The sequence below is a fragment of the Pseudemcibacter sp. genome (assembly GCF_965661635.1).
In the GTDB taxonomy this organism is placed as follows: Bacteria; Pseudomonadota; Alphaproteobacteria; order Sphingomonadales; family Emcibacteraceae; genus Pseudemcibacter.
In genome coordinates this window covers 1-25,771 of record NZ_CBFIEP010000120.1, presented here as the reverse complement: position 1 = coordinate 25,771, position 25,771 = coordinate 1, and the positions used below count along the sequence as shown (strand labels likewise).

General features: G+C 40.9%; 21 protein-coding genes. 5 read left to right on the top strand and 16 right to left on the bottom strand.

Annotation, left to right across the window (positions count from 1 at the left end):
- The 14 genes from ACTF6W_RS07965 to ACTF6W_RS07900 form a co-directional block, all read right to left on the bottom strand.
- Window positions 1–515: nitrate- and nitrite sensing domain-containing protein (locus tag ACTF6W_RS07965; protein WP_438994011.1), on the bottom strand; the 515-nt coding region annotated here is incomplete at its 3' end.
- Between the two features lie 12 nt (window positions 516–527).
- Entirely contained in the window at window positions 528–773 is a 246-nt protein-coding gene (locus tag ACTF6W_RS07960) for a hypothetical protein (RefSeq protein WP_438994010.1), read from the bottom strand.
- 212 nt (window positions 774–985) lie between these two features.
- A complete protein-coding gene (gene rpsD / locus ACTF6W_RS07955; protein WP_438994009.1) occupies window positions 986–1,597 on the bottom strand; it encodes a 30S ribosomal protein S4 in 612 nt (203 codons plus the stop codon).
- A gap of 140 nt (window positions 1,598–1,737) precedes the next feature.
- Window positions 1,738–2,568 (bottom strand): RNA methyltransferase, encoded by an 831-nt coding sequence (locus ACTF6W_RS07950; protein ID WP_438994008.1) that lies wholly within the window; start codon window positions 2,566–2,568, stop codon window positions 1,738–1,740.
- 3 nt (window positions 2,569–2,571) lie between these two features.
- Window positions 2,572–3,927: a cysteine--tRNA ligase gene (gene cysS, locus ACTF6W_RS07945; protein WP_438994007.1), complete on the bottom strand. Its 1,356-nt coding sequence runs from the start codon at window positions 3,925–3,927 to the stop codon at window positions 2,572–2,574.
- 3 nt (window positions 3,928–3,930) lie between these two features.
- Window positions 3,931–5,265 (bottom strand): glutamate--tRNA ligase, encoded by a 1,335-nt coding sequence (gene gltX / locus ACTF6W_RS07940; RefSeq protein WP_438994006.1) that lies wholly within the window; start codon window positions 5,263–5,265, stop codon window positions 3,931–3,933.
- A 27-nt stretch (window positions 5,266–5,292) separates the two neighbouring features.
- On the bottom strand, window positions 5,293–6,954 hold the full coding sequence (locus tag ACTF6W_RS07935) for an NAD+ synthase (RefSeq protein ID WP_438994005.1): 1,662 nt from the start codon (window positions 6,952–6,954) through the stop codon (window positions 5,293–5,295).
- Window positions 6,955–6,971: 17 nt separating this feature from the next.
- Complete coding sequence (locus tag ACTF6W_RS07930; RefSeq protein ID WP_438994004.1) at window positions 6,972–8,360, bottom strand: class II 3-deoxy-7-phosphoheptulonate synthase; 1,389 nt, start codon at window positions 8,358–8,360, stop codon at window positions 6,972–6,974.
- A gap of 71 nt (window positions 8,361–8,431) precedes the next feature.
- Entirely contained in the window at window positions 8,432–9,781 is a 1,350-nt protein-coding gene (gene gor, locus ACTF6W_RS07925; RefSeq protein ID WP_438994003.1) for a glutathione-disulfide reductase, read from the bottom strand.
- Window positions 9,782–9,898: 117 nt separating this feature from the next.
- A complete protein-coding gene (locus ACTF6W_RS07920) occupies window positions 9,899–10,873 on the bottom strand; it encodes an ABC transporter ATP-binding protein (protein WP_438994002.1) in 975 nt (324 codons plus the stop codon).
- Between the two features lies 1 nt (window position 10,874).
- Window positions 10,875–12,380 carry an argininosuccinate lyase gene (gene argH / locus ACTF6W_RS07915; protein ID WP_438994001.1) on the bottom strand — a complete coding sequence of 502 codons (1,506 nt, stop codon included), beginning with the start codon at window positions 12,378–12,380 and terminating at the stop codon, window positions 10,875–10,877.
- A 2-nt stretch (window positions 12,381–12,382) separates the two neighbouring features.
- Entirely contained in the window at window positions 12,383–13,213 is an 831-nt protein-coding gene (locus ACTF6W_RS07910) for a carbohydrate ABC transporter permease (protein WP_438994000.1), read from the bottom strand.
- On the bottom strand, window positions 13,203–14,093 hold the full coding sequence (locus ACTF6W_RS07905; RefSeq protein ID WP_438993999.1) for a carbohydrate ABC transporter permease: 891 nt from the start codon (window positions 14,091–14,093) through the stop codon (window positions 13,203–13,205). Before ACTF6W_RS07905 ends, ACTF6W_RS07910 begins: the two co-directional genes overlap by 11 nt.
- Window positions 14,083–15,324 carry an extracellular solute-binding protein gene (locus ACTF6W_RS07900; protein WP_438993998.1) on the bottom strand — a complete coding sequence of 414 codons (1,242 nt, stop codon included), beginning with the start codon at window positions 15,322–15,324 and terminating at the stop codon, window positions 14,083–14,085. Before ACTF6W_RS07900 ends, ACTF6W_RS07905 begins: the two co-directional genes overlap by 11 nt.
- Window positions 15,325–15,442: 118 nt before the next feature.
- Here ACTF6W_RS07900 and ACTF6W_RS07895 point away from each other — a divergent pair, with 118 nt between their 5' ends.
- The 3 genes from ACTF6W_RS07895 to ACTF6W_RS07885 all read left to right on the top strand — a co-directional run bounded on the left by ACTF6W_RS07895 (window position 15,443) and on the right by ACTF6W_RS07885 (window position 20,667).
- On the top strand, window positions 15,443–17,938 hold the full coding sequence (locus ACTF6W_RS07895; protein ID WP_438993997.1) for a PIG-L family deacetylase: 2,496 nt from the start codon (window positions 15,443–15,445) through the stop codon (window positions 17,936–17,938).
- An 85-nt stretch (window positions 17,939–18,023) separates the two neighbouring features.
- The gene (locus ACTF6W_RS07890; protein WP_438993996.1) at window positions 18,024–19,394 is read left to right on the top strand and encodes a DEAD/DEAH box helicase; all 1,371 of its coding nucleotides are present in this window, start codon (window positions 18,024–18,026) and stop codon (window positions 19,392–19,394) included.
- Between the two features lie 37 nt (window positions 19,395–19,431).
- On the top strand, window positions 19,432–20,667 hold the full coding sequence (locus ACTF6W_RS07885) for an alpha/beta hydrolase family protein (protein ID WP_438993995.1): 1,236 nt from the start codon (window positions 19,432–19,434) through the stop codon (window positions 20,665–20,667).
- On the opposite strand, the gene ACTF6W_RS07880 is transcribed toward ACTF6W_RS07885, so the two are convergent.
- Together ACTF6W_RS07880 and ACTF6W_RS07875 are read right to left on the bottom strand one after the other, a co-directional pair.
- Window positions 20,668–23,088, bottom strand: coding sequence for an FtsX-like permease family protein (locus ACTF6W_RS07880; protein ID WP_438993994.1), 2,421 nt, complete (start codon window positions 23,086–23,088; stop codon window positions 20,668–20,670).
- A gap of 155 nt (window positions 23,089–23,243) precedes the next feature.
- Window positions 23,244–23,663, bottom strand: a complete 420-nt coding sequence (locus tag ACTF6W_RS07875; RefSeq protein ID WP_438993993.1) for a hypothetical protein — start codon at window positions 23,661–23,663, stop codon at window positions 23,244–23,246.
- 147 nt (window positions 23,664–23,810) lie between these two features.
- Here ACTF6W_RS07875 and ACTF6W_RS07870 point away from each other — a divergent pair, with 147 nt between their 5' ends.
- Together ACTF6W_RS07870 and ACTF6W_RS07865 are read left to right on the top strand one after the other, a co-directional pair.
- Entirely contained in the window at window positions 23,811–25,055 is a 1,245-nt protein-coding gene (locus ACTF6W_RS07870; protein ID WP_438993992.1) for an aminotransferase class V-fold PLP-dependent enzyme, read from the top strand.
- 74 nt (window positions 25,056–25,129) lie between these two features.
- Window positions 25,130–25,771: glycosyltransferase family 39 protein (locus ACTF6W_RS07865; protein WP_438993991.1), on the top strand; the 642-nt coding region annotated here is incomplete at its 3' end.

Here is a 25,771-nt window from a genome sequence, read left to right as displayed (position 1 = left end):
AGTAAAGTGTTATAACGATCAACTTCATCACCAACGACCGTATTCATATAAAATGATTTATCATTGGCACTGGCAAATGAATTGAAAATTTTCATAAATCCTTGTTGTTTTCCAAGTAAAACATTGAAATTAGAGAATGTTTTCTCGGTAAATGCCCCGGCCACGAATGCCGCCGTTCCCGTCGCGCGTTCAAGTCCCGCATTTTCCTTTGCTTCAAGTAAAGAAACATAAGCAAAAGTTTTATTTAACGTTTCAGGATCTGTTGTAATTTTCCCAGTTTCCATGATCACGGAAAGAAGCTTGTTAATTGTTCCGGTATAATATTTTGCCATTGCTGGAACATTTGATGCGAAATTATCAACCTTTGATCTTTCAGTCGATAAATTTGCAAGATCGCCCATTGCTTCTTTTAATAAAGAACTGAAATCTTCACTATAGTCTTCAAGGGGAAAGTTCGAATAAGCGCTACGAAACTTTTGAATTTCAAGATCGGTTTCTCCACGCTGATTACTCACATTTTTACGAAATTATGCACCGCCGTTTGAACTGATAAAACCTGCTAATGCACCACGTTCCTTTTGCATTTCGTGAATAACATTACTAATGAAGGGGGTAAAACCAGTCAGGGAATGTAAATTTTCCATTTCTGTCTTCTTTGACCAATTGTCAATCAACAGTAATGAGGCAAATACGGTAGACAGCGCAATTAAGAGTGTCGCCATTGAAATGATACGTTTTTTTATTTTAAAACGGCTTAAAAACTTCTCAATCATAAAACTAATTCCATTTACTATTAACAAAAAATAAATGATCAATCGCTTTATTGCACTCTAAAGTGTTTTTATCCCACTCCCCGAACGTTACATTTATCCAACTAAGATATTATATAAAACATATATGTTAAATATTACTTAAAATGGTTCTAAACAAAAAAAGGCTGCGTTAGCAATGCTACGCAGCATTTAAAATTCGGATAAATTTGTTATTAACGTGAGTAGAATTCCACCACTAGGTTTGGTTCCATTTGAACCGCATATGGAATTTCATCAAGTGTTGGTACACGAAGGAAAGTCACTTTGTGACCTTCACTTTGAATGTACTCAGGAACATCACGTTCTGTGCTTTCAAGGCCTTGGATAACCATTGGGATCTGACGTGATTTTTCACGGATCTCAACAACGTCACCTACTTTAACCATGTAGCTTGGAATGTTTACTTTTTTGCCGTTAACCGTTACGTGGCCGTGGTTTACGAATTGACGTGCAGAGAAAATAGTCGGCACGAATTTTGAACGGTAAACAACAGCATCAAGACGTGTTTCAAGAAGACCAACAAAGATCTGACCTGTATCACCTTTACGGCGAACGGCTTCTTGATAAATACGCTTGAATTGTTTTTCTGTGATATCACCATAGTAACCTTTAAGCTTCTGCTTGGCCATAAGTTGGATACCATAATCAGAAAGCTTAGCGCGACGACCTTGACCATGTTGGCCAGGACGGTATTCGCGTGTGTTTACTGGTGATTTTGGACGGCCCCAGATGTTTTCACCCATGCGGCGATCAATTTTATACTTAGCTTGTGTACGTTTTGTCATTTTTCTTCCAAATCGCTTGTTTAAATTAAAGTTTCCTCAGCGCCGTAAACTGCAATATGTGGCAATCTACACAACCGGGGTTCGCACCCGGTCATTTCGAGATGGGCGGAATATAACTATATCTCAGGGGTTGTCAAACGTTATTCACCGTTTTCAGCAGTTTTCTGCTCTTTTATTGCTAGTTCTACTTTTTCGGCCTGCCACCCCGGGCCACCGCCAGTTGAAAGAGCCTTTACAACACCGCGCATGGTGCTGACTTCTTCGTGGGTCATTTCAGATCTTGTGAAGATATTCCTCAAATTACGGCGCATTAATGAACGGCGTTGATCAGACCGGAAATACCCCGCTTCTTCAAGTTCACCTTCGATATGATCGAATAATTTTTGAAGCTCGCCTGCGCTTGCGGGTCTTGTGTCCAATGTTGGGGTATAGCTATCCGGTACATCAGTACCCGTTTGAAACCATTCATAAGCTAATAAACCAACCGCTGTCGCAAGATTTATCGACGCAAAGCTTGGGTTTAAAGGAACAGATACGATCGCGGTTGATAAGGCAATATCATCATTTTTAAGGCCCGCCTTTTCAGGACCGAATAATAAACCTACTTTTTCCCCCTCATTAACCGCACCGCGCATGCGCAGGCAGCATTCTTTAGGGGTTACCACTTCCTTGATCATGTCACGGGGGCGTGCCGTTGTCGCATAAACATATTTTAAATCGGCGATGGCCTCTGCGGTAGTCGGATAAACACGTGTTTTTTCAAGGACGATATCGGCGCCTGCTGCTGGTGCAACCGCCGCTTCATTAGGCCATCCGTCACGCGGCGCGACAAGACGTAAATCCGTAAGCCCAAAATTATACATAGCCCGCACCGCTTTACCGATATTTTCGCCAAGCTGCGGTACAATCAAAATAATCGCCGGGCCATCATCATGAATGACAGAAGGTTTCTTATGATCAGTCCCAGCCATAAGTTACTTCTTTTCCACTGACGTAGTACCATCTGGATTATCTACAAGTTTTAAACCTCTACTATCAAAATCATCCCGTATTTCGTCAGCTTTAGCCCAATCTTTATTAACTTTAGCTTCTTTGCGTCTCACCAATAAATCCGCGTCATGCCCTGTTAGTTCAAATTTCCCAGCACCTGCCTTTAAAACATGGGTAGAATCCCAATTTTTTGCATTTCCCAATAACAAACCTAATAGTTTTGCAGATGCCTTAAGCTCGCCTGCATTTTTACTATCTTTTGCAAGTTGATTTAATTCCATGATTGCTTTTGGTGTATTTAAATCATCTCTCAAAGCTTCAAGGACTGCCTTCGCTGGTTTAGTTTCTTCTGAGTTTCTAACAATTTTATACCATCGACAAAGTTGTTTTTCAGCTTGAGTAATAGCTTCACGGCTAAAATCTGCTGGCTGCTTATAATGGCTTGTTAGTAACGCTAAACGAATAGCTTCTCCTCTATTTGGATATTCTTCTAATAATTCATGTACCGTTATGAAATTACCGAGTGATTTTGACATTTTTTCGCCGTTGACGGTCAAATATCCGTTATGCATCCAATAATTGGCGAGGTTTGCACCGTCATGTGAACATTTGCTTTGGGCTATTTCATTTTCGTGGTGGGGGAATATCAAATCCTGCCCGCCGCCATGGATATCAATGGTTTCACCCAGTTCCTTTTTAATCATGGCTGAACATTCAGTATGCCATCCCGGACGGCCTCGGCCCCATGGGCTATCCCAACCTGGTTGATCGGGTGCTGATGGTTTCCAAAGGACAAAGTCCGCCCCTTCGCGTTTATAATCCGCGACATTAACACGTGCACCCGCGATTAGGTCTTTGACATCCTTACCCGACAACTCGCCATAGTCATCCATTGTGGACACTTGGAATAATACGTGACCATCACTTTCGTAGGCATGTCCCTTGCTCACAAGGTCAGAAATCAACGCAATCATTTCACCTACATATTCGGTTGCTTTTGGCCTAATGTCCGGAAGTTCTGCGTTTAAGGCGCCCATGTCTTCTTCGTAAATACGGGTATATTTTTCGGTGATCACCGAAATATCTTCACCCGTCTCTAAGCTCGCTTCGATGATTTTGTCATCAATATCTGTAATATTGCGGGCATATGTGACTTTTGCATAATCGTGTTTTAATAAGCGATAAAGTGTATCAAAAACCACAACCGGGCGGGCATTTCCCACATGGGCATAATTATATACCGTCGGGCCACACACATACATTTTGATGTGATTAGGATCAATTGGGATAAAGACATCCTTATCATTAATAAGAGTATTGTATATACTAATCGTGTTCATGCATTATGCCTTCTGGCCGGCTAGTCTCGCTTTCACGCGTTCCGCGCCGATTAGCGGCAATAATGTACCCATTTCCGGCCCATGGTTTAACCCTGTTACCGCTTGACGCAGCGGCATAAAGAGCTGCTTACCTTTAGTGCCCGTTTCTTCTTTAACGGCCGTTGTCCATGCTTTCCATGTGGTCGCGTCCCACTCACCTGATGGTAGCAATGCTGCCGCTTTCGCGATAAAATCTGCATCTTCAATAACCGGAGACACCGGACCATTTACGATGGTGAGCCATTCCACGGTATCATCAAGCTTTTCAATATTGGCACGTGCCACATTCCAAATGGCTTCGGTGACACCTTCGGGCAATCTATCTTTCACCGCATCAAAATCGGTCACATGCAGTATTTTCGCGTTTAAAAGTTCAAGATCACGTGGGTCAAACTTGGCAGCACCACGGCCGTATTTTGAAAATTCAAACCCGTCAATAAGCGGCTGAATGTCTGTAAAGGGCTCAATCGGGTCTGATGAACCAAGACGGGTTAATAGTGACACGATACTCATCGCTTCAAGGCCATCTTCTTCGCGGTATGACTTGATGCTTGCTGAACCAAGGCGTTTTGATAGCCCCTCACCCTTTGCACCCGTTAGCAGTGAAAAATGCGCCATTTCTGGTGCTTTGGCCCCTAGCGCTTCAAAAACTTGTGTTTGAACGGCACTGTTGGCTGAATGATCTTCGCCGCGCATGATGTGTGTGATACCAAAATCAATATCATCAACCACGGATGGCAATGTGTAAAGGTATGAACCGTCACCACGCACCAAAATCGGATCACTCAACGCCGCAATATCAAAACTCTGATGACCCTTAACGCAATCTTCCCATTCAACACGTGCTGGTGTTTCAAGCTTAAAGCGCCAATGTGGTGTGCGTCCTTCGGCTTCATATTTGGCAATTTCATCATCAGTAAGGGTTAAGCCGGCACGATCATAAAGTGGTGGCTTTCCTTGTCCTAGCTGAATTTTTCTTTTTAAATCAAGCTCTTGTGAAGTTTCATAGCAAGGGTAAAGTCTTCCATCCGTTTTTAATTTTTCAACGGCTGCATCATAACGGTCAAATCGTTCTGATTGCTTTGCTGTCTCATCCCAATTAAGTCCTAACCATGTAAGATCCTCATAAATACCGTCTTCACATTCTTTCGTGGAGCGCTCAAAGTCAGTATCATCAATGCGGAGAAAAAACACGCCGCCCATTTTTCGGGCAAAAAGCCAGTTGGCGATGGCTGTTCTTACGTTTCCAACATGTAATTTTCCAGTTGGACTTGGGGCAAATCTTACTTTTACGGACATTTAATCTACTTTCTTATTTTGCACAGATTATGTGCGCTTATCTCTATAGCCATTTGTAATAGGGTATCTTCTATCACGGCCAAAATTCTTTGCTGATATTTTTACACCGGGTGGTGACTGTCTACGTTTATATTCTGCGATATAAAGGAGATGCTGAATTCGTGCAACTGTTTCTGCATCATGCCCTCGTTTAACAATGTCTTTTTGCAGCATTTCGCCTTCTATTAAACATTCAAGAATATCATCAAGCACCTCATAAGGCGGCAGGCTGTCTTCGTCCTTTTGATCAGGGCGCAGTTCAGCGGTTGGCGGTTTTTCTATAATATTAGTCGGCATTATCTGCCCGCGCGGACCAAGCCCACCGTTCGGGTAGTTTTCATTACGCCAATGGCATAATTTAAAGACATCAAGTTTATAGATATCCTTAAGTGCGTTATATCCACCGCACATATCACCGTAAAGTGTAGCGTACCCCACTGACATTTCCGATTTATTGCCGGTGGTGAGCACAATTTTTCCATGTTTATTACTGATCGCCATTAAAATCACAGCTCGAATACGGGATTGAAGGTTCTCTTCCGTTAAATCCGCCTCTGTACCTGCAAATGACGCGAGCAATGTTTTATCAAAGGCATTCACCGCATCATTTATCGAAATATTATCAATAGCACAGCCCATCATGCGCGCCGCATCGCTTGCATCAATCAAACTTTCCTCTGATGTATATTTCGAAGGCATCATTACAAGATGCACACGGTCCGCACCAAGCGCATCAACGGCAACAATCGCACTTAACGCGCTGTCCACACCGCCAGACATACCGATTATGACACCGGGAAACCGATTTTTATTCACATAATCACGCACACCAATCATCATGGCCTGATAAATATCGGTAAGGCGATCATTCTTTTCAGGCAAATCTTGCGGGGCACAAGCCCATTTACCATTTTCGCCTTTAAACCAATCGGTTACGGTTGTTTCTTCAACAAAGGATTGTTGGCGTACCACCACATTGCCACCGGCATCCATGACAAATGCTTCACCGTCAAAAACGAGTTCATCCTGTGCACCCGATTGATTTGTATAAATCAACGAAAGGCCAGATTGTCTAACGCGCTCTTTACCATTGGTAATACGGTCATTTGCTTTTGGTAAATCATATGGCGACCCATTTAAGGAAATTAATATATCACTGTGTTTATTGGTTAAATATTCTGTGACTTCTTCCCACCAAAGATCTTCGCAAGTTAAAACACCTAACTTAACACCCTTAAAATTAACGGGTTCAGGGCATGGTCCGCGTGAAAAAACGCGCTTTTCGTCAAAAACACCATAATTCGGAAGATCACGTTTATGACGAATTGCTGAAATCGTGCCGTTATCAAGCAAAATTGATGAATTATAAAGCTTGCCGCCTTCTACCCATAGTGAACTAATAAGCATAGCTGGACCACCGTCACTGGTTATTTGGGCAAGTTCAACGGTTTTATCCATCGCATCACGCTGGAATGCGGGCTTAAGCACTAAATCTTCGGGAGGATAACCAATTAGACACAATTCACTATAAACAACCAAGTCAGCGTCAGGCGTTGCAGCGCGTACTTCTAAAATACGCTCCGCATTACCGTCGATATCACCGACTGTCGGGTTTATGGTCGCAATTGCGATCTTTAATGCACTGGTCATCTGGCATAACGATCCTTCTAGCTGTTCGCTGCCGCTTGTTTAGCTTCTTTTGCGCGTTCGTCACGCTCTTCTTTAAGGCCTTCTGCGATTAAAAACGCCAGTTCAAGACTTTGGCTAGCGTTCAAACGCGGGTCACAATGGGTACGGTAACGATCAGCAAGCTTTTCATCCGTAATCGCCTCTGCACCACCTGTACATTCAGTAACATTCTGGCCTGTCATTTCAAAATGAACGCCGCCAGCGTATGTTCCCATACTGCGGTGAATGCGGAAGAAACGACGAATTTCAGAAAGCACATCATCAAATGGACGTGTTTTAAAGCCATTAGACGCCGAAATTGTGTTACCATGCATCGGATCTGACGACCAAACAACGGTACGTCCTTCTTCTTCAATACGTTTAATTACAGCGGGAAGTTTATCTTCGATGATACCTGCACCCATGCGGCAAATCAAAGTGATGCGACCTGCTTCATCTTCTGGGTTAATTTCATCAATGATTTTTATCAGCTCATCAAGATCTGTTGTTGGGCCGACCTTTAAGCCAATCGGGTTACCGATCCCACGCAGGAATTCAACATGGGCTTCACCAAGGATACGTGTACGGTCACCAATCCAAAGCATATGTCCGGATGTATCATACCAATCACCTGTTGTACTATCTACACGTGTTAACGCTTCTTCATAACGCAATAATAGCGCTTCATGTGATACATAGAAATCTGTCGCGTTCAATGCTTTGCTGTTCGGGTTAATACCGCAAGCTTTCATGAATGCCATGGCTTCATCAATACGTTCAGCCATATCCTGATATTTTTCAACGGCTTCACCACCACCGACGAAATCAAGGTTCCATTGATGTACTTTGCTTAAGTTTGCATAACCACCCTGCGCAAAAGCACGCAGCAGATTTAGTGTTGATGATGCTTGTGAATAACCTTTAATCATACGTTCAGGATCAGGTACACGCGCTTTGGAATTAAAATCTATACCGTTGATGATATCACCACGGTAACTTGGAAGACTTTCATCACCCCTTGTTTCCGTATCGGAACTACGTGGTTTAGCGTATTGCCCAGCCATACGACCAACTTTAACAATTGGACAGCTGGCGGCAAACGTTAGCGCTACTGACATCTGCAATAATACGCGGAATGTATCGCGGATTTTATCGGCATGGAATTCTGCAAAACTTTCGGCGCAATCACCCCCTTGAAGCAGGAACGCGTTACCATTAGCCACTTCACCAAGTTGCGTTTTCAAACGGCGCGCCTCACCGGCAAAAACAAGTGGTGGAAGCTTACGAAGTTCGGCTTCAACTGAGGCTAATTTCGCCTCATCTGGATATGTTGGTACCTGGCGGATTGGCATTGATCTCCAGCTATCAGGGGTCCAGTTTTTAGTCATTTTTAAAATTCCGTCTTAAAATTAAATAATTAATGCAATTCTATAAGGGTTTTTGCCCTGAAAAGAAAGCATTACTTCATTAAAACAAATTCTTCCGCGCTTGACGGATGAACGGCTACCGTATCATCAAATTGGGCTTTTGTTGCACCACATTTTATTGCCACCGCAATCCCTTGAATGATTTCCGCACTATCTGGCCCAATCATATGAGCGCCAATGACCTTATCAGTTTTACCGTCAACCAACATTTTAATCAGCGATCTTTCATCGCGTCCCGCTAATGTAAATTTCATTGATTTATATTCGCTTCTGAACACTTTCAAATCATCCCCATATTTCTCACGGGCGTTTTCTTCACTTAATCCAACTGTACCAATGGGTGGCTGTGAAAAAATCGCCGTTGGAATATGATCATAATTTACCGTTGTTGGTGTATCGTTAAACTGAGTTGCAGCAAGTGCTGCGCCCTCTTTGATGGCAATAGGCGTTAATTGCATTCCTCCAATAACATCACCGACGGCAAATATATTATCAACTGAAGTTTTATAATTTTCATCAACAATTATGTCGCCGTTTTCATGCATTTCAACACCAAGCTCATCAAGTCCGATACCCGCCGTATTTGCTTTACGCCCTGTAGCATACATCACGAGGTCCGTGGCCATTTCATTTCCGTCTGATAAGGTCAATACGAATTGATCGCCGTCTTTTTTGATTTCGTCCACATTAGTATGTATACGCACATCGATACCTTTTTTGATCATTTCTTCACGAAGTTTACTTCTGATTTCAAGATCAAACCCACGAAGGATTTCTTCACCGCGATAAAGAAGCGATGTTTCAACACCTAGACCATTAAAAATTCCAGCAAATTCAACGGCAATGTAACCGCCACCAACAACTGTGATCCGTTTTGGAAGTTCAGGTAAATCAAAGGCTTCATTTGATGAAATCGCATATTCGATCCCCGGAATATCGGGGAATGACGGCCAACCACCTGTCGCGATTAAAATTTTATCGGCGGTGACTGTGCGACTGCCATTTTCGTCCGTTAATTCAATTGTATGATTATCAAGCAGCTTTCCACGCGCCTTAATAATCTCAACATCATGGTTATCAAGGTTTTGACCATATAACCCTTCAAGTCGGGTGATTTCGTTTTCTTTATTACCAACAAGCTTTTGCCAATTAAGTGTTGGCCGTTCTGCGGACCAACCAAATCCTTCTGCATCCTTAAAAGCACTAGAATATTCTGAGGCATAGACATATAACTTTTTGGGCACACAACCACGGATCACACAAGTACCGCCTACTCTGTAATCTTCACAAAGCCCCACTTTTGCACCGTATGTCGCCGCCATGCGGCTTGAACGTACGCCGCCTGATCCTGCCCCAATAACAAAGAAATCATAGTCATACATGGATAAAATCCTTTTTATAAATCAGTAGAGTTTAATTGGGGGTTTAAGCCATTAAAGTCAAGCGGCGATTAATTAATTATTATTGGCGAAATGCAATAAACATCAAGATTAGAAATTCTAAAATTTGTGCATCTCTTCTTTATCGAAGACGAGTGATATATTATCGCCTGTCTTTACCTTTGTAATACCATTTACTTTTACGGTTAAATCATGATTTCCGCTATTCACCCGGATCAGACTTTCGGCACCAAGTGTTTCAACCAAAATAACGTCACCATCAAGCTTCTGTGGGCGTTTCATAGTGGGTTCTGTACCACTGATATAAATATCCTCTGGTCTGATGCCTAAGCTAAAGTCTGGGTATTCCATAAAATTCATCTCTGGGCTTCCAATAAAGCTCGCGACAAATTTATTGGCCGGTTTTTTATAAACTTCCATTGGAGTACCAATCTGCTGAATTTCACCGTCTTTCAATATTACTATTCTATCCGCTAATGTCATGGCCTCAACTTGGTCATGGGTCACATAAATGATTGTTTTCTTTACCGTTTCATGCAGTTTTTTAATTTCGATCCGCATTGATGACCGAAGCTTTGCATCCAAATTTGAAAGCGGTTCATCAAAAAGAAATACATCAGGGTCACGCACAATTGCCCGTCCCATTGAAACCCGTTGACGCTGCCCGCCAGAAAGTTCAGCCGGTTTTCTTTCGAGTAATTCTGTTAATTCTAATATTTCGGCGCCTTCACGCACCTTTTTATCAATGTCATCTTTTGGCATTTTTTGCGCCCTAAGGCCAAATGAAATGTTTTTATACACATTCATATGTGGATAAAGCGCATAATTTTGAAATACCATGGCAATATTGCGATCTTTTGGCTCTAAATTATTCACAACCCGGTCACCGATGGAAAGTTCACCATCTGTCACGCCTTCTAAACCCGCGATCATCCGCAGTAATGTGGATTTCCCGCACCCAGACGGCCCCACGAGTACTAGAAATTCATTATCGCTTACCTCTAAATCGAGGTTTTCAATGACTTTAGTATCACCATAACTTTTTGATATATTTGATAATTTTACATTTGCCATTTTAATTATCCTCGCCCGTTACTTGTTTTACCGTTTCTGCTAGTGTTTCACGAGCTTTTATTAAGCGTTCAAAAAAATTAACATTTTCATCACTTTGGTATATAGCCGCGGCAGTATATTTTTTAAGACTAGCTTCAAACGCTGGGATTGCTGGACCTCCAGTAATTTTTCGCACAGCGATGAAATGACCTGGTGATGCTATTTCTTTTAATGTATCACTATCTATTTTTGTTTCGCCACCGCAACATTCCTTATAAATATTACAAAAAAAATCATAATCAAAGGCCGTAAGAGCGGAATTTTTAGCAATTGTTTCCTTTGCCATTTCAGCCGCTATTTCATGGGCCAATTTAAATGGCAGTCCTTCGATCCGAGCAATGCTATCGGCTATCTCTGTTATGGTTGCACAACTCTCATTGATGTGCTTTTCGACCCTTTCTTCATTTATTTGCACAGAAGATGAAAAATCATTAAGGAGCCGTAACAAGCGACTACCGCTTTTGAATGCCTCATACCCAGCGCTTTGAACTTCAGTTTCACTATCGTTCATATCTGTGTTGGGCGTGTTATGCATTGTATTGATGATCGTATCACAATGACCTGCGCTTAAAGAGGCCATTAATCGCATATGCTCGATTGGCACCGGATTTCTTTTTTGTGGCATAATACTACTGATTTGAACAAATTCGTTTGGTACATATAAATGCCCCACTTCAAAACTGGACCATTGCGCCATATCCTGAATGAAGCGACCAATATTAATGAACATTACCTTCATCGCGCTATAAAGGCCCGTTACATAATCAATACTTGAAATACAGCCATATGAATTTTCAAGCGGACAAGCAAACCCAAGAAGTTCTGCCATTCGTTCACGATTTAAATTAAATCCTGTTGTGGTTATCGCAGCCGCACCCATGGAACACATTTCGACGGTGCGTAGTGCATTATTTATTCGGTCAACATCACGTTGCAGCACTTCAATAAAAGAGCCAAGATAATGTCCCCATGTGGTCGGCTGAGCCGGTTGACCGTGGGTATAAGCCAGAACGATTGTTGATTTTCCCTCTTCTGCTACTTTTAGAAGCGTGGCGATCAACTGATTTAATTCCGTAAGCAAATTGGCTGATAAATCCATCAAATTCATTTTAAAAATGGTATGGTCAATATCATTTCTGCTTCTTCCTGTGTGGAGCCGTCCAGCCAAATCACCACCAAGCTTTTTAATCAGCTCGCCTTCAACATAAAAGAAATAATCCTCTACTTCCCCCGTATATTTCAAATTGGGAACATCGATATTTTTCTCTATTTCTATCAATGCATTAAGGATATCTTTCGCTTGATTACCTGTGAGTATTTCTTGTTCCGCTAGCATAACAGCATGGGCGAGATTGACACGGAAATGATAATCGGCAAACCCCGTTTTTGATGCTTCAAATAGTGGCTCAAGCACTGTGTCTTTATAGGTTTCATTAGGAAAGGTTGAATTATCGGTAATATTAGTCATTGTTATCCTTTTAAACCGCCGAGTATGACGCCGCGAATAATGTAGCGTTGTAAAAATAAAAATACCAGTAAAGTTGGTAATGTTGCGACCGCAGCCCCTGTCATGATCATTTCCCAATCGCTTTGAAATTCACCACTGAATGACGCAAGGCCAACTGGAATCGTGTAAAAATCTGCGCTTCCCGTCACAATAAGCGGCCAAAGAAACGCGGTCCAATTTCCTAAGAATGTGAAAATAGCAAGTGCAGATAGCGCAGGTGCCACAAGTGGCAATGCTACTTTTATAAAAATACTAAATTCACTTACACCATCAATTCGTGCAGCATCCAAGAAATCATCCGGCAAATTTTCAAAAAACTGCTTCATAAGAAAAACACCAAACCCCGTCATAATTCCAGGAAATATAAGTCCAACATATGAATTAAGCATGCCTAAATCACGCGCCAATATATACCATGGAATAACGAGCATCTCTGTCGGTATCATTAATGTGCTTAGGATTGCAATGAATATAATCTTACGTCCTCGAAACTTAAACTTTGCAAGTGTATAGCCCACCAAACTATCAAAAAATAACACACAAAACGTAGTTATAGTCGCAACAAAAATTGAATTCATAAACCATGACACAAAATTGGTATTACCGAATAAAAACAAATAGTTGGATATTGTTGGTTCATCTGAAATCAGGGCCAAATCATAAATTTGATCATTAAATTTGAAACTCGCCGAAAACATAAAAATGATCGGCGTCATCATGATAACCGCCCCTATGAACAAAAATGTCCAAATTAGAATTTTTCCAGGGCTAAGAGCGCTAAATTTATCGATCATTTTTAAGCACCCTTAATTGAATAACTGTAATGATCAACAAAATTATAAATAATACAACTGTTTGCGCGGCGGCCATTCCCATTTCAAAACGATCAAATGCTGTTTTATAAATATGCAACACAAGTGGACGCGTTGCATTTAACGGGCCACCTTCCCCTTCTTGTGTCATATTATAAACTTGGTCAAAAATTCGTAAAAAACCGATCGAGCTCATAATCACTAGAAATATAATCGTGTTTTTAATGCCGGGTATGGTTATTTCCCACAAGACTTGCCATGCACTTGCGCCATCAATTTTAGCGGCTTCATAATGACTTTCGGGTATTGCACGAATGCCGGCCATAAAAATAATAATTTGAAACCCAAGTCCCGCCCATATAGCCGGCGCAAGAACGGCTGGTAAGGCTTGTGTCGTTGATCGCAAAAAATCGAGCTGTAAAATACCCATTTGACCGAGTGCAAGATTGATAATACCAACGGGAACCGGTTGATAGAACCACCCCCAGACCCATGCCATTGCGACAGCCGTTGTTAAAAAAGGAATAAAATAACAAGCCCGCAAAAAACCATGGCCAAACCTGATTTGATCGAGGTAATAAGCGATCACAAATGCAAGTAACAATGAAATTGGAACACCAAGCAGCAAATATTCAAATGTATTACCAAGAACCACCCAAAATACCGGATCATTAAAAAGCGCGATAAAGTTATTAAAACCAATGTATTTCTTTTCACCCACGATATTCCAATCGGTCAAAGAAATACTAAATGCATCCAATGTTGGATAAAACCGCACCAAAATGAAGTAAACTATTGGTACCGCAATAAAAATCCAAGCCCATTTTGCACGGGTTTGTTCAATCTTGCCTTTAATCATCATTGACCGCCTTATCAATGATGGCCTGATCTTCTTTTGCGGCAATTTCAAGACTTTCTTCGACACTCATACCCAAAAGCACTATACGGTCTAACATATCAACAACCGTTTTACGCTGTGCACTTTCCGAATAAAACCTTGTACTAAAGGCATAATCAAGCCCTCGAATGAATGGTCCAAACTCAGGGTCATTAATGTTGCCTTCTTGCTTCGCAACATTTCTTTTAGCAGGAAGCTCTCCTACTTCATCAAGCCAGAGCTGCATTGCTTTATCAGAAGTGATAAATTTAAGAAATTTTTCTGCGGCGATCCGCTTTTCACCCTTTGCTTTACTGGTGATGCCATTTACCCAGTATGATGAAAAATTCGCCTTTAAACCGTTATGAATTGGAAGCTCCGTAACTCCCCATTCAAGGCGGCGTGTTCTATTAAATAAACTAAGTACAAATGAACCATCAATATGCATAGCGGCGCGCCCCGCTTTAAAGGCAATCTCTCCTTTATCCATGAAATCCACTACTGACGTTTTATGTTTAAGCACAAAATCCGCATAATATTGAAATGCCTTAAGTCCCGCTTCATCCGTATAGGTTACTTTGGTATTATCATCATTATATGGAACACCGCCAAATTGACGCACCAACACTTCCCGCCACCAATTATGATCCTGATTTATCGGGCCCATGGTAAGCCCCACCTGAATAATGTTGCCAGCTTTATCGCGCTTGGTCAGTTTCTTTGCATAATCAATCAATTCATCCAATGTCTTGGGTGGTTTATTCGGATCAAGCCCCGCTTCACGGAATATTTTTTTGTTCCAAAACAAACCGAGTGATCGCACTGCCGTCGGCAAAGCATAATAATTGTCATTCACCTTCATTGTGCTTACCATTGGGAAAAATTTACTTTCAATCATATGATCAGGAAAGTTTTCTTTTGATAAAGGCTGCAAAATCTCAGCAGACAAATAATCATCAAGCCAGCCATAATAAAGCTGAACCACATCCGGCCCTTCGCCTGCCGCAACAGAGGCCGCAACCTTGGTCCTATATTGCGCATAAGGAAAATTGGTGTGGATCACATTGATATCAGGATTTTCGGCTTCAAAAGCGTCGATTAACTTATCCATCGCATCAAGGCGCGCTTTATAGCTATATTGCCAATATTCAATATCAACAGCATTGGCAATATTGCCAATTAAAAATATATATATGATGAATATTACCTGCCGCATTTGATCTCTATTATTATGAATTATGACAACAACATAACGGCATATGCTTTTAATTTCCAGTCTATTGACTTCATGGCGTCAGCCGTTAAATTACTTATGGTAAATAAGGGATTAATATATGACTGAATCACAACGCCGCATCGCCGAACAGCAAAGAAAATCTGGTATTAACAAACTATGGGACGCATTGACCCCGTTAAAGCATGTTGGCAGTTTTATGAACTGTGGTGCTCACCCTGATGATGAACGCTCGCATATATTGGCATATCTTGCGCGGAATAAAGGCGTTCGTATCATGTATTCAACATCCACACGCGGAAAAGGTGGACAAAATGCCATCGGAACCGAAGCTGGTGATGATCTTGGTGTTTTTAGGTCGGAAGAAATGGAAGCAGCCGCCGCTGAAATCCCTATGTCCGTTCATTATTATTCTGCGCGTTTTGGCGATGAAATAGATGATTTTGGGTTTTCCACAGACCCCGCAGAAGCAGAAGAAAAATGGGGTTTTGAACGAACACGTGAACGTCTAGTACGCATCATTCGCGAACAAAAACCAGATATCATTTCCCCAACCTTCTTGGATACCGACGGGCAACACGGGCATCATCGCGCTATCACACGCGCCACGATAGATGCGTACCACCTTGCGGCTGATCCAAATGCTTTTCCCGAACATTTTGATGATGGATTGAAACCATGGACAGCCTTAAAAATGTATCTTTCTGCGGCATCTGGCCGTGGTGGTGTTTATGATGACCGTGATCCGCCACCTGAACCAACTGTTTCAATTCCAACCGGAATGTATGATCCAATTAATGGAGCCACTTACCGACAAATCGGTGAATGGTCGCGTGCAAGGCATATGACACAAGGCATGGGGAGATGGCGCGAAGCAGAACCAGAAATGAGCCATTTACATAGAACTGAATGTCGTTTTGACATTCCATTACAAGAAAAAGACGTATTTGACGGATTATGGCAAACACTTTCCGATATGGCTGCAATGACTGAAGGAAAACTTGCCAGTGACTTAAGGACCGCGGACAAATTTATCCATTCGGCAATAGACTCATTTCCGGATCGTGAAAAAATTTATGAAAATCTTGTCACTGTTTCTAAAAAACTTAATGATTGTGAGGCAGAAATTAATGCAGCCTCTGACGAGATCAAAGACAATTTTGCTCATCGAATTACATTAAAGCAAAAACAAATCGGTAATGCCTTATATGAAGCATCGGGCTTAAATGCAGAAATCATTTGGGACAGCGACTATACCAGCCCATCACAAGAATTTACGGGAAAAGTAGCGATCTATAATACCGGTAATCTATCATGGAATAATATTAGTCTGTCTTTAATAGGCACAAATTCAAATGAACAAAAATCCGTTAATATGCAAGGATTCAAAATAAACCCCGGTGAACGCAAAGAAATTCTTTTACGTCTTATGATACCGGAAAGTGCTGACTACCATCACCCGCTAGATAAAGATTATGAACCATTTTGGGATAAGGAAAACTTTTCATGTGTCATGGGTCTTGATGGTCTAGGGCATATAACACTACTCCCAGCAAACCCAGTTCTTGTTGTGCCACCTGTGAACTTAAGTTGGGAAGCAAGTGGATTATTTTATAATAAGCAAAACGATGGTGCGCCGATTGAAGCAATGCTAAGCATCGAAAAATACACGGAAATTGCTTCCGACGTTGAGATCGGCCTTGATGCACCTGAAGGCTGGACGGTCACACCACCAAATTATAAGGTCCCCGCAGGCACCCTTCCCGGTTCATCAAAATATAATTTTGTCATTACTGGACCAACCAATAGTGACCGCCTTACAATGACGCCTTACGCTATTTGTGACGGCAGGCGCATTGAAGAAAATGTGTTGATGATGAATTACGAGCACATCAGAAATACATGTAAAGTCGTTCCAAATACGCTCGCGATACAGCCAATCGATTTACAAATTCCTAAACGCCTTAAGGTCGGTTATGTGGATCGAGGTTCGGACCGCGTTTATTTCTGGATGCAGCGATTTGGTGTTGATGTTGCAATGCTTAACGTTGATGACCTAAAGACGCAGGACTTAAGTGTTTATGACACAATCGTAATTGGAATACGTGCCTTTGCGGCCGATTTAACCGCTACTAGCCCATTTTTACGTGAATATGTTGAAAATGGCGGCAATTTGGTTACCCAATATAATCGCACTGACGATGATTGGGATAATGATACCACCCCACCGCGCCCAATCACCATTGGATCGCCGTCTTTCCGCTGGCGTATTACTGATCCAAATGCTGTGGTCACTTATCTGGTACCGAACCATCATTTACTTAATGCGCCTAATAAATTAAATGATGCAGATTGGGCAAATTGGCATCAGGAACGTGGACTTTATTTTGCCGCAGATGCATCAAATGAATATGAATTCTTGCTTAGTATGTCCGATCACGGCAAAGATCCGCTTAAAGGCGCGCTCATTAGTGGCAAAATTGGTGATGGTTGGCATCATCATTGCACGTTGATATTGCATCACCAACTGGAACATCAAGTCCCTGGTGCTGCAAGACTTCTGGCTAATTTAATAACACCACCAGATTGGAAGTAGAAAAAGCATTTCGTTGACAGTACAGATGCTTAAGCGTATCAAGCGCTATTACTAATTTGGATAATGACATCCTGAAAGCGTTTTTATGACTAAATTTGCGGATCTTGATCTTCGTGCCCCTATTCTTCGTGCTGTCGAAGAAAGTGGTTACGAAACAATGACACCCATCCAATCAAAAGCCATTCCTAAAGTTCTTGAGGGCAAGGATTTGATCGCAGTTGCACAAACTGGTACAGGAAAAACGGCAGCGTTCTCTTTACCGATAATTCAGCTCCTCGTAAATGGCGAAGGCAAAAGGAAACCAAAAACTGCGCGCTCTCTTATCCTCGCGCCTACTCGTGAACTTGCGCTGCAAATTGAAGAAAATATTCGCGGTTACGCAAAATATTTACATTATAAAATTGCCCTTGTTTTTGGCGGTGTTTCACAAAAGCCTCAGGTTAAATCTTTATCACAAGGAACCGATATTTTAATTGCCACACCAGGTCGGTTGCTTGATTTAATGAATCAGGGACATGTGCGTCTAAATGAAGTGGAATATTTCGTTCTTGATGAAGCAGACCGTATGCTTGATATGGGTTTTATCCGTGATATCAAAAAAATCGTCGCCACATTACCAAAAAAACGTCAAACACTATTTTTCTCAGCAACTATGCCGAAAACGGTTGAGGGGTTGGCTAATAGTATTTTAACTAATCCTCATCGTGTTGATATTGCTCCCGCGGCAACCACCGCAGATAAGGTTGATCAATATGTTCTTTTTGTTCCGAAAAACTTAAAAAATAAATTACTCGCACATATTTTAAAAGATGAAACGATTGATCGTGCCATTATTTTCACCCGTACCAAACACGGAGCAAACCGCGTTTCAAAAAAACTTGACCAGCTGGGGATCACCTCCGCCGCGATTCACGGTAATAAATCACAAAATGCCCGTCAAGCTGCGCTTAATCAATTTAGAGATGGTGAAATAAGAACGCTTGTCGCAACCGATGTTGCAGCACGTGGTATTGATGTTGACGGCATTAGTCATGTTATTAATTTCGACCTACCAAACGAAGAAGAAAGTTATGTTCACCGAATTGGCCGTACGGCGCGTGCTGGAAAAACAGGAATATCACTCTCTTTTTGTGATCATGAAGAACGCGCATATTTAAAAGGTATCGAAAGATTAATTCGTCAAAAAATTAAAATAATGGATAATCATCCTTTCCACATTGAAGGAATTCAACCAGCAGATTATGCTAAAGCTGATGATGATGAAGAGGATACAACTAGACGTCCACGTAGACCGCGCAATCGCGGGCGTAATAATAAGCGACGCAATCAGCCATCAAATAAACAGGAAAAAAGTACAAATCCCGCTAAATCTAGACGCCCTGCAAAAGGACCTCATACGGCAAAGCCTAATAAAAATAAGAATAAAAAACGACGACCAAACCCAAAGCAGCGCTAACATAAAACCGTCATAAAAATAAGGTAAGGTGAAAATTATGAAACAATTAATGGTAATTATAATGTTTATGTTTTCAAATGCATTTGCCGCTGGTGGAAACATCAGCAGTGATAATCGTATTGATGGCATGAGGCCAGATGCACCTGAACTTGCGGCCATGGGTAATTATAATATTGGTGTAAGGTCAGATGTATTTTATCATCAAAACCAAATTGACGTGTTAAATATCAATGAAGAAGAAGATTTCCCATATTATGATCGCCCACTGCCCGTGGAAATATGGTACCCCGCTGAAACAATGGAAAGCGGTGGTGAATATAAAGATGTTTTCTTAAGAGATGGAAAAACGAAAGCAACCCTTTATGGAAGCGCAGTACGCGGTGCTAAACCGCTTAAGACAGACACAAAGTTTCCGTTAATTATCATTTCGCACGGCTATCCTGGCAATCGTTATTTGATGAGTCATTTTGGTGAAAATTTAGCGTCTAAAGGGTATATTGTTGTTTCAATTGATCATACCGACAGCCTTTATAATGATGCGGCTGCCTTTTCAAGCACACTTTATAATCGCCCGCGCGATCAAAAGTTTGTTTTAATGAAAATGGCTGAATTAAATCAAACGTCAGACCATTTTTTAAATGGAATGGTGGATAGCGATAATGCAGGACTTATCGGGTATTCAATGGGTGGATATGGTGCCGTTATCAATGCCGGCGGAAATATTACCGAAATGGTTGCTGGCTCAAAAGATTTCTCGCCTAAAGAAATTTTAAACACACATACAAAAAGCGATGAATTTGATCATCACATGTCAGGGCTTCACTTTAAGGCGATTATGCCAATTGGGCCTTGGGGTAAAGAACTTGGCATTTGGGATGATGCAGGGCTTTCTAATGCCACTGTTCCTATGTTTGTCATTGGCGGTAGTCAGGATGATACATCCGGTTATGAAAATGGTATTAAAGCAATATATGATAAATCCGTTAATGCGGATCGTTATTTACTTACATTTGAAAATGCCGGGCATAATGCGGCGGCGCCAATTCCTGCGCCTAAAGAAACAGGCAGTGTCGAATATCCAGACAGTGAACGCCCCCTATATGGGCATTATGCCGATGCGGTTTGGGATACACTGCGCATGAATAATATCGCGCAACATTATGCCACCGCCTATTTCGGTAAAATACTTAAAAAACAAAATGATATGGAACGTCATTTAATGTTATTTGAGGACGCTAAAGGATTAAAACTGGACCATACACCAGCGCAATAATTATTCATATCTTAAGGCATCAGCTGGATTTGTTTTTGCCGCCTTTAGTGAATAACTAATCACAGTTATCCAGGCAATGATCATGGCGGCAACACCCGCCAAAATGAACCACGTGATATTTAATTCAATGCGGTATTCAAAACTGGATAGCCAATCGCTCATTAGCCACCACGCCATCGGTAAAGCGATAATATTTGCGAGTATAACCGGTTTTGAAAATTGGCTGACTATCAATGTTAAGATATCAGATGTTTTCGCCCCTAAAACTTTACGGATACTGATTTCGCGAGTTCTCCGTTCTGCGGAAAAGGCGGTTAAGCCAAGTAATCCAATTGTGGATAAAATAATTGCGACAATTGCAAAGCTAACAAAAACCTTCATTTGTCTTTGTTCTGACGAATAAAAATTATTCACCTGTTCTTCAAGTATTTGATATCCAAGCGGAACACCCGGCGCCACATCCGACCATTTTCGTTCAAGTTCACCAATCATCGCTGCAAAATTATTAGTGGCATATTTTATGCTTATGGTTCTAAAAAATGCGGGAGAATTAAAATATAGCATTGGCCTTACGGCATTATGAATTGACCTTAAATGAAAATCTTCAATGACGCCTACTACATTAAAATGAACTTGTCTTTCATTTCCTACGCCCCAACTTAAAACTGTGTTTAATGCTTCTTCAGGTTTAGAGAACCCTATTTGTCTCATCGCGGTTTCATTAAGCACCGCATTAGCACGGGTAATGCTCCCAGCCTCATCAGATAAATCAGGAAGTTTATCGCTAGATCTATTTTCTTCAAGGCTACGACCAGCACGCAATCTTAGGCGGTATAAGTCAAAAAAATCAGCCTGATGTGATAAACGGCTCATTGCAAAAGGTTCATCTGGTTTTCCGACTACGGTCATACCAGAAGTAGAATCCCAAGGGTCCGTTGGGACGAATTGTGAAACAGCGACCTCATTTATACCGTCGACGGTTGATAATTGTTGATCAATTAATTCTATCTTATCCACTAATCCATTCGTACGTAAATTCCTTACGATCAATACCCCTTCTTTTTCATAACCCGGGTCCATATTCGTGGCATATAACGTTTGTCTTACAACAACGGTCGTCCCTGCTATCAATCCGATTGCCAAGGTAAACTGAACAAATACAAGAAACTGTCGTAAAAATACGGATGCGCTTTTGCTTTGATTTGATTTTAAAACTTTCGCAGGATTAAACGATGATAAATAAAAGGCTGGATAGACCCCTGCTAACACACCTATCAATATGGCACCAATTAATAATAAAACGATATTGATCGGTTTGCTTATGATATCAAAACCAATATCACGCATTAATGCATCGTTATAAATAGGTAGTATTATTTCAACCACTGCAATTGAAATTAGCGCCGAAATCAGCGTTATTAATATAGATTCGCCTAAAAACTGCATAATAAGTTGTCGTTTAGAGGCGCCCATCACTTTTCTAATCCCCACTTCTCGTGCTCGTTTCATGGCACGCGCGGTTGCAAGATTAATATAATTCACTGTCGCAATAACGATTAACAATATAGCCACACTAATAAAACCGATGACGACGTTAAAATCGCCCCCTGCCTTACCAACAACACCTGCTGGTGATTTCAGATAAACGTCTTTTACGCCGATATATATTGGCTCTCTCGCTTGACTGGCAGGAAGGTTATTATAAGGCGCAACATTTTCATCAATTAGTTTATAAAGCAAGGGGGTAACCGTGTTTGGATCAACACCATCTCTTAATCTGATATAGGTCATATTATTCATGGACATAAATTCCTGATCAATATCCATAAAATCACGATTGTATGGTGCAATCATACTGATCGCCATGTGTGATTTTCTAGGAAAATCAGGCATCACATGTGCCACTCGATAATCAACTTGACCGGCAATGGTCATAATTTGTCCAACGGCATTTTCATTTGGAAAATATTTGTTGGCCACTGTTTCGGTAATAATGATAGAAAGTTGATCCGTTAGTATATTACTTGGGGCTTCTATGCCCATAAATTCAATGAAATTTGCATCCGTAAAGGTAATATCTTCGTAAAAAAATCTGTCACCCACTGCTACGGCCAATTGAGTGGTTTGATAGCGCGTACTGTCAAGAATATCTGATGATTGTTCTTTTAATAGTGGTGCATAGGCCCCCATAAAATATGGATACCTTTCATCCGTTCGGGTAGCTGACTTTGCAATTACTTCCATACGGTAGGTGTTATCGCCATCTGGAATAAAATTATCATATCCAAGCTCATCTTCTACAAATAAGCTGATCAGCCAGCTGGCCGCCAGCGCCAAAGCAAGACCAAATATATTAATCGCGCTATATCCTTTATTATTGAATATATCTCTTAATGTACTGGTTAGATAACTTTTAAACATGTGCCCTTCCTTATTTCCATAAAAAGAAAAAATCTTTAAATAAACAAGCAAAGACTGTGCCAAAGAAGAAGCGCTTAATTCTCAATCGTTTAAGAAATTAAGCGCTTTATCAAGTGTTCATATTCGAACAGAAGCGTTCGAATACGAACAGTATTTTATTTAGATAACACGAACTTTTTATCGAGATCACGTAACCAGAATAACGTAATACACGCCGCAAGCATTGGCCATGCAGCGAAGAAAGTCAGTGTTACGTCTGGTGGGATATAACGATCAAATGAAGCAAACGTTGTTAAGCCATGGAATAATAGCACAAGTCCATATGTATATTTCTTCATGACACCAGCCAGAAACGCTAAAATCAATATCATTTCAGCAACACCCATTACCATCACTAAAGTCTCACCAGCCCCACCAATAAAGTAAAAACCTTTTAAAATTGCTGCGCCATGCCCCGGATCCGTAAATTTATCAACAGTCCAGGCAAACATTACAATGAAAACACCCAATCTCATAAAGAACAGAGACCATTCAAGTTTATCTTTATATTCGCATAAATCAGTTTGTTCTGACATATATCCCCTCCTTAAGTTTGTTAAATTTCGAAGTGAGATTAACAACATACATATAAAACGCCACTTACAATTAATCACATTGATGTGATTGATATGTGATCTATTAAAGAGTATGTATATTACATATATTTTAGAAGGTATTAGCATATGTTAAATGATGAATTAATGAATGGTGTCCGTGAACGTTTTGATTTGGTCGATCACTGCCCATATCAAGGAAAAAGAATATTTTTTGAAAACGCTGGCGGCGCACTCACGTTAAAATCTGTTGTTGAAAAATCAAAGGAATATGCCGCAATACCCGATAATCAAGGCCGCGATAATCCTGCCTCTCACGAATTACAAAAGGTCATTAACACCGCCAAAGAAAATGCACACGCTTTTTTTGGCGCAAAAGAAGGAACCGTTTTTGTTGGTGAAAGTGGGACGGAACTATTATTTCGTTTAATCAGTACGGCGATTATAGCTGCACCAAAAGGATGTGATGTAATCGGCAGCTCAGTTGAGCACCCTGCATCAAGAAGCGCCTGCATTAGATGGGCGGGTGTTGCTGAAGCAAATTATATCAATGTTCCACATAGCGATGAAAATGGAAATGTAATAGCTGATGATTACCGTAAACTGGTGACAGAAAACACCAAAGTTGCAACCATTCTGCATACAAGTCCCGTTACAGGTGTCGCAATGGACGTTAAAGCAATCGCATCGACCATACGCGAAGTATCACCGGATTGTTTTATAATCGTTGATGGCATACAACAAGCGGCACACGGCGCATTAGACATAGACGATTATAATATCGATGGGTATGTCATATCCCCTTATAAGGTCTTTTCTCGGCATGGATACGGTATTGCTTGGATATCACCAAGGTTTGCAAAATTGCCCCATAACCAAATTATTGGTGGCCCCGAAGAAAACTGGGAACTTGGAACCCGTGATACTGGTGCTTATGCTACCTTTACAAAAGTTGTAAATTACTTTGATTGGCTTGGTGGACATTTCAGTAACTCTGCAATTTTAAGAGAACGCCTTGTTGCAGCAGGTAAAGCGGTTATGCAGCACGAAAAAGATATAACCGAAGCCATGATCAATGGCACTGGCGGACAAAATGGTCTAAAAGATTATGAAAATGTGACTATTATTGGTGGCAATGAAAACCCGAACAGGAAAGGTCTCGTTTCTTTTTATGTAAAAGATATGCCATCCATTGATATCGTTAGCGCATTAAAAGAAGCTGGAATTCGCGTCCATGTTCGAAAAAACGATCATTATTCAGGAAACATTCTCATTCCTCTTAATCAGGACAGTTGTATTCGCGTTTCGATGTGCCATTATAATTCAGTTAAAGAAGTCGAAGAATTTTTAAAACAGATAAAAAAGATTATTTAGTTACATAATGTTAATCAATTAAAGTTAATATGCGTCATTAGTTTTTTTATAATTGTAATGGATTTATAAATAGAATGATGAACTTTAACAAACATCAATCCACAATTTATTGTGTCTTGTTAGGCATTATTATAGGCGCATTATTTATATTTGGCGCACCGATGGATGGATCCTTTTCTTGGGCTGATTCACCGCGTCATGCATTAAATGGCGCATTCATTATGGATTTATTTAAAGATTTGCCATTTGATGATCCTGTTGGTTATGCTTACAATTATTATTCACAATTTCCAGCCTTAACAATCCTATTTTATCCACCGTTATATTCATTTATCTTGGCCCCATTTTATGCCATTTTTGGAGTTTCTCAGGAATCTGACTTACTAACAGGATATGTCTGTTATACATTTAGTGCCGTCGGGGTATATTTCCTCGCTCGAAACTGGTTAAGTCAATTTGCCTCATTCAGCACTGCCTTAATCTTTGTACTCGCCCCTGAAATCACATTCTGGGGAAGACACGTAATGTTAGAAGTGCCCGCTTATGCCTTCTTAATTTGGGGGATTTATTTCTTCGTTGAATACATAAAAACAGAAAAAATTTATCAGCTATATCTTAGCATAGCGTTATTAGTGCTGGGTCTTTATATCAAAACCCCAATTGCCTTTATCGCAATACCGCTCCTATTTGTATTATTACGCAAAAGAGGGCTGGAT

What these genes read in the sequence shown, in the direction of transcription:
- ACTF6W_RS07960 (WP_438994010.1), bottom strand. Translation starts at nt 773, where the DNA reads ATGATTGAGAAGTTTTTAAGCCGTTTTAAAATAAAAAAACGTATCATT.
- rpsD (WP_438994009.1), bottom strand. Translation starts at nt 1,597, where the DNA reads ATGACAAAACGTACACAAGCTAAGTATAAAATTGATCGCCGCATGGGT.
- ACTF6W_RS07950 (WP_438994008.1), bottom strand. Translation starts at nt 2,568, where the DNA reads ATGGCTGGGACTGATCATAAGAAACCTTCTGTCATTCATGATGATGGC.
- cysS (WP_438994007.1), bottom strand. Translation starts at nt 3,927, where the DNA reads ATGAACACGATTAGTATATACAATACTCTTATTAATGATAAGGATGTC.
- gltX (WP_438994006.1), bottom strand. Translation starts at nt 5,265, where the DNA reads ATGTCCGTAAAAGTAAGATTTGCCCCAAGTCCAACTGGAAAATTACAT.
- ACTF6W_RS07935 (WP_438994005.1), bottom strand. Translation starts at nt 6,954, where the DNA reads ATGACCAGTGCATTAAAGATCGCAATTGCGACCATAAACCCGACAGTC.
- ACTF6W_RS07930 (WP_438994004.1), bottom strand. Translation starts at nt 8,360, where the DNA reads ATGACTAAAAACTGGACCCCTGATAGCTGGAGATCAATGCCAATCCGC.
- gor (WP_438994003.1), bottom strand. Translation starts at nt 9,781, where the DNA reads ATGTATGACTATGATTTCTTTGTTATTGGGGCAGGATCAGGCGGCGTA.
- ACTF6W_RS07920 (WP_438994002.1), bottom strand. Translation starts at nt 10,873, where the DNA reads ATGGCAAATGTAAAATTATCAAATATATCAAAAAGTTATGGTGATACT.
- argH (WP_438994001.1), bottom strand. Translation starts at nt 12,380, where the DNA reads ATGACTAATATTACCGATAATTCAACCTTTCCTAATGAAACCTATAAA.
- ACTF6W_RS07910 (WP_438994000.1), bottom strand. Translation starts at nt 13,213, where the DNA reads ATGATCGATAAATTTAGCGCTCTTAGCCCTGGAAAAATTCTAATTTGG.
- ACTF6W_RS07905 (WP_438993999.1), bottom strand. Translation starts at nt 14,093, where the DNA reads ATGATGATTAAAGGCAAGATTGAACAAACCCGTGCAAAATGGGCTTGG.
- ACTF6W_RS07900 (WP_438993998.1), bottom strand. Translation starts at nt 15,324, where the DNA reads ATGCGGCAGGTAATATTCATCATATATATATTTTTAATTGGCAATATT.
- ACTF6W_RS07895 (WP_438993997.1), top strand. Translation starts at nt 15,443, where the DNA reads ATGACTGAATCACAACGCCGCATCGCCGAACAGCAAAGAAAATCTGGT.
- ACTF6W_RS07890 (WP_438993996.1), top strand. Translation starts at nt 18,024, where the DNA reads ATGACTAAATTTGCGGATCTTGATCTTCGTGCCCCTATTCTTCGTGCT.
- ACTF6W_RS07885 (WP_438993995.1), top strand. Translation starts at nt 19,432, where the DNA reads ATGAAACAATTAATGGTAATTATAATGTTTATGTTTTCAAATGCATTT.
- ACTF6W_RS07880 (WP_438993994.1), bottom strand. Translation starts at nt 23,088, where the DNA reads ATGTTTAAAAGTTATCTAACCAGTACATTAAGAGATATATTCAATAAT.
- ACTF6W_RS07875 (WP_438993993.1), bottom strand. Translation starts at nt 23,663, where the DNA reads ATGTCAGAACAAACTGATTTATGCGAATATAAAGATAAACTTGAATGG.
- ACTF6W_RS07870 (WP_438993992.1), top strand. Translation starts at nt 23,811, where the DNA reads ATGTTAAATGATGAATTAATGAATGGTGTCCGTGAACGTTTTGATTTG.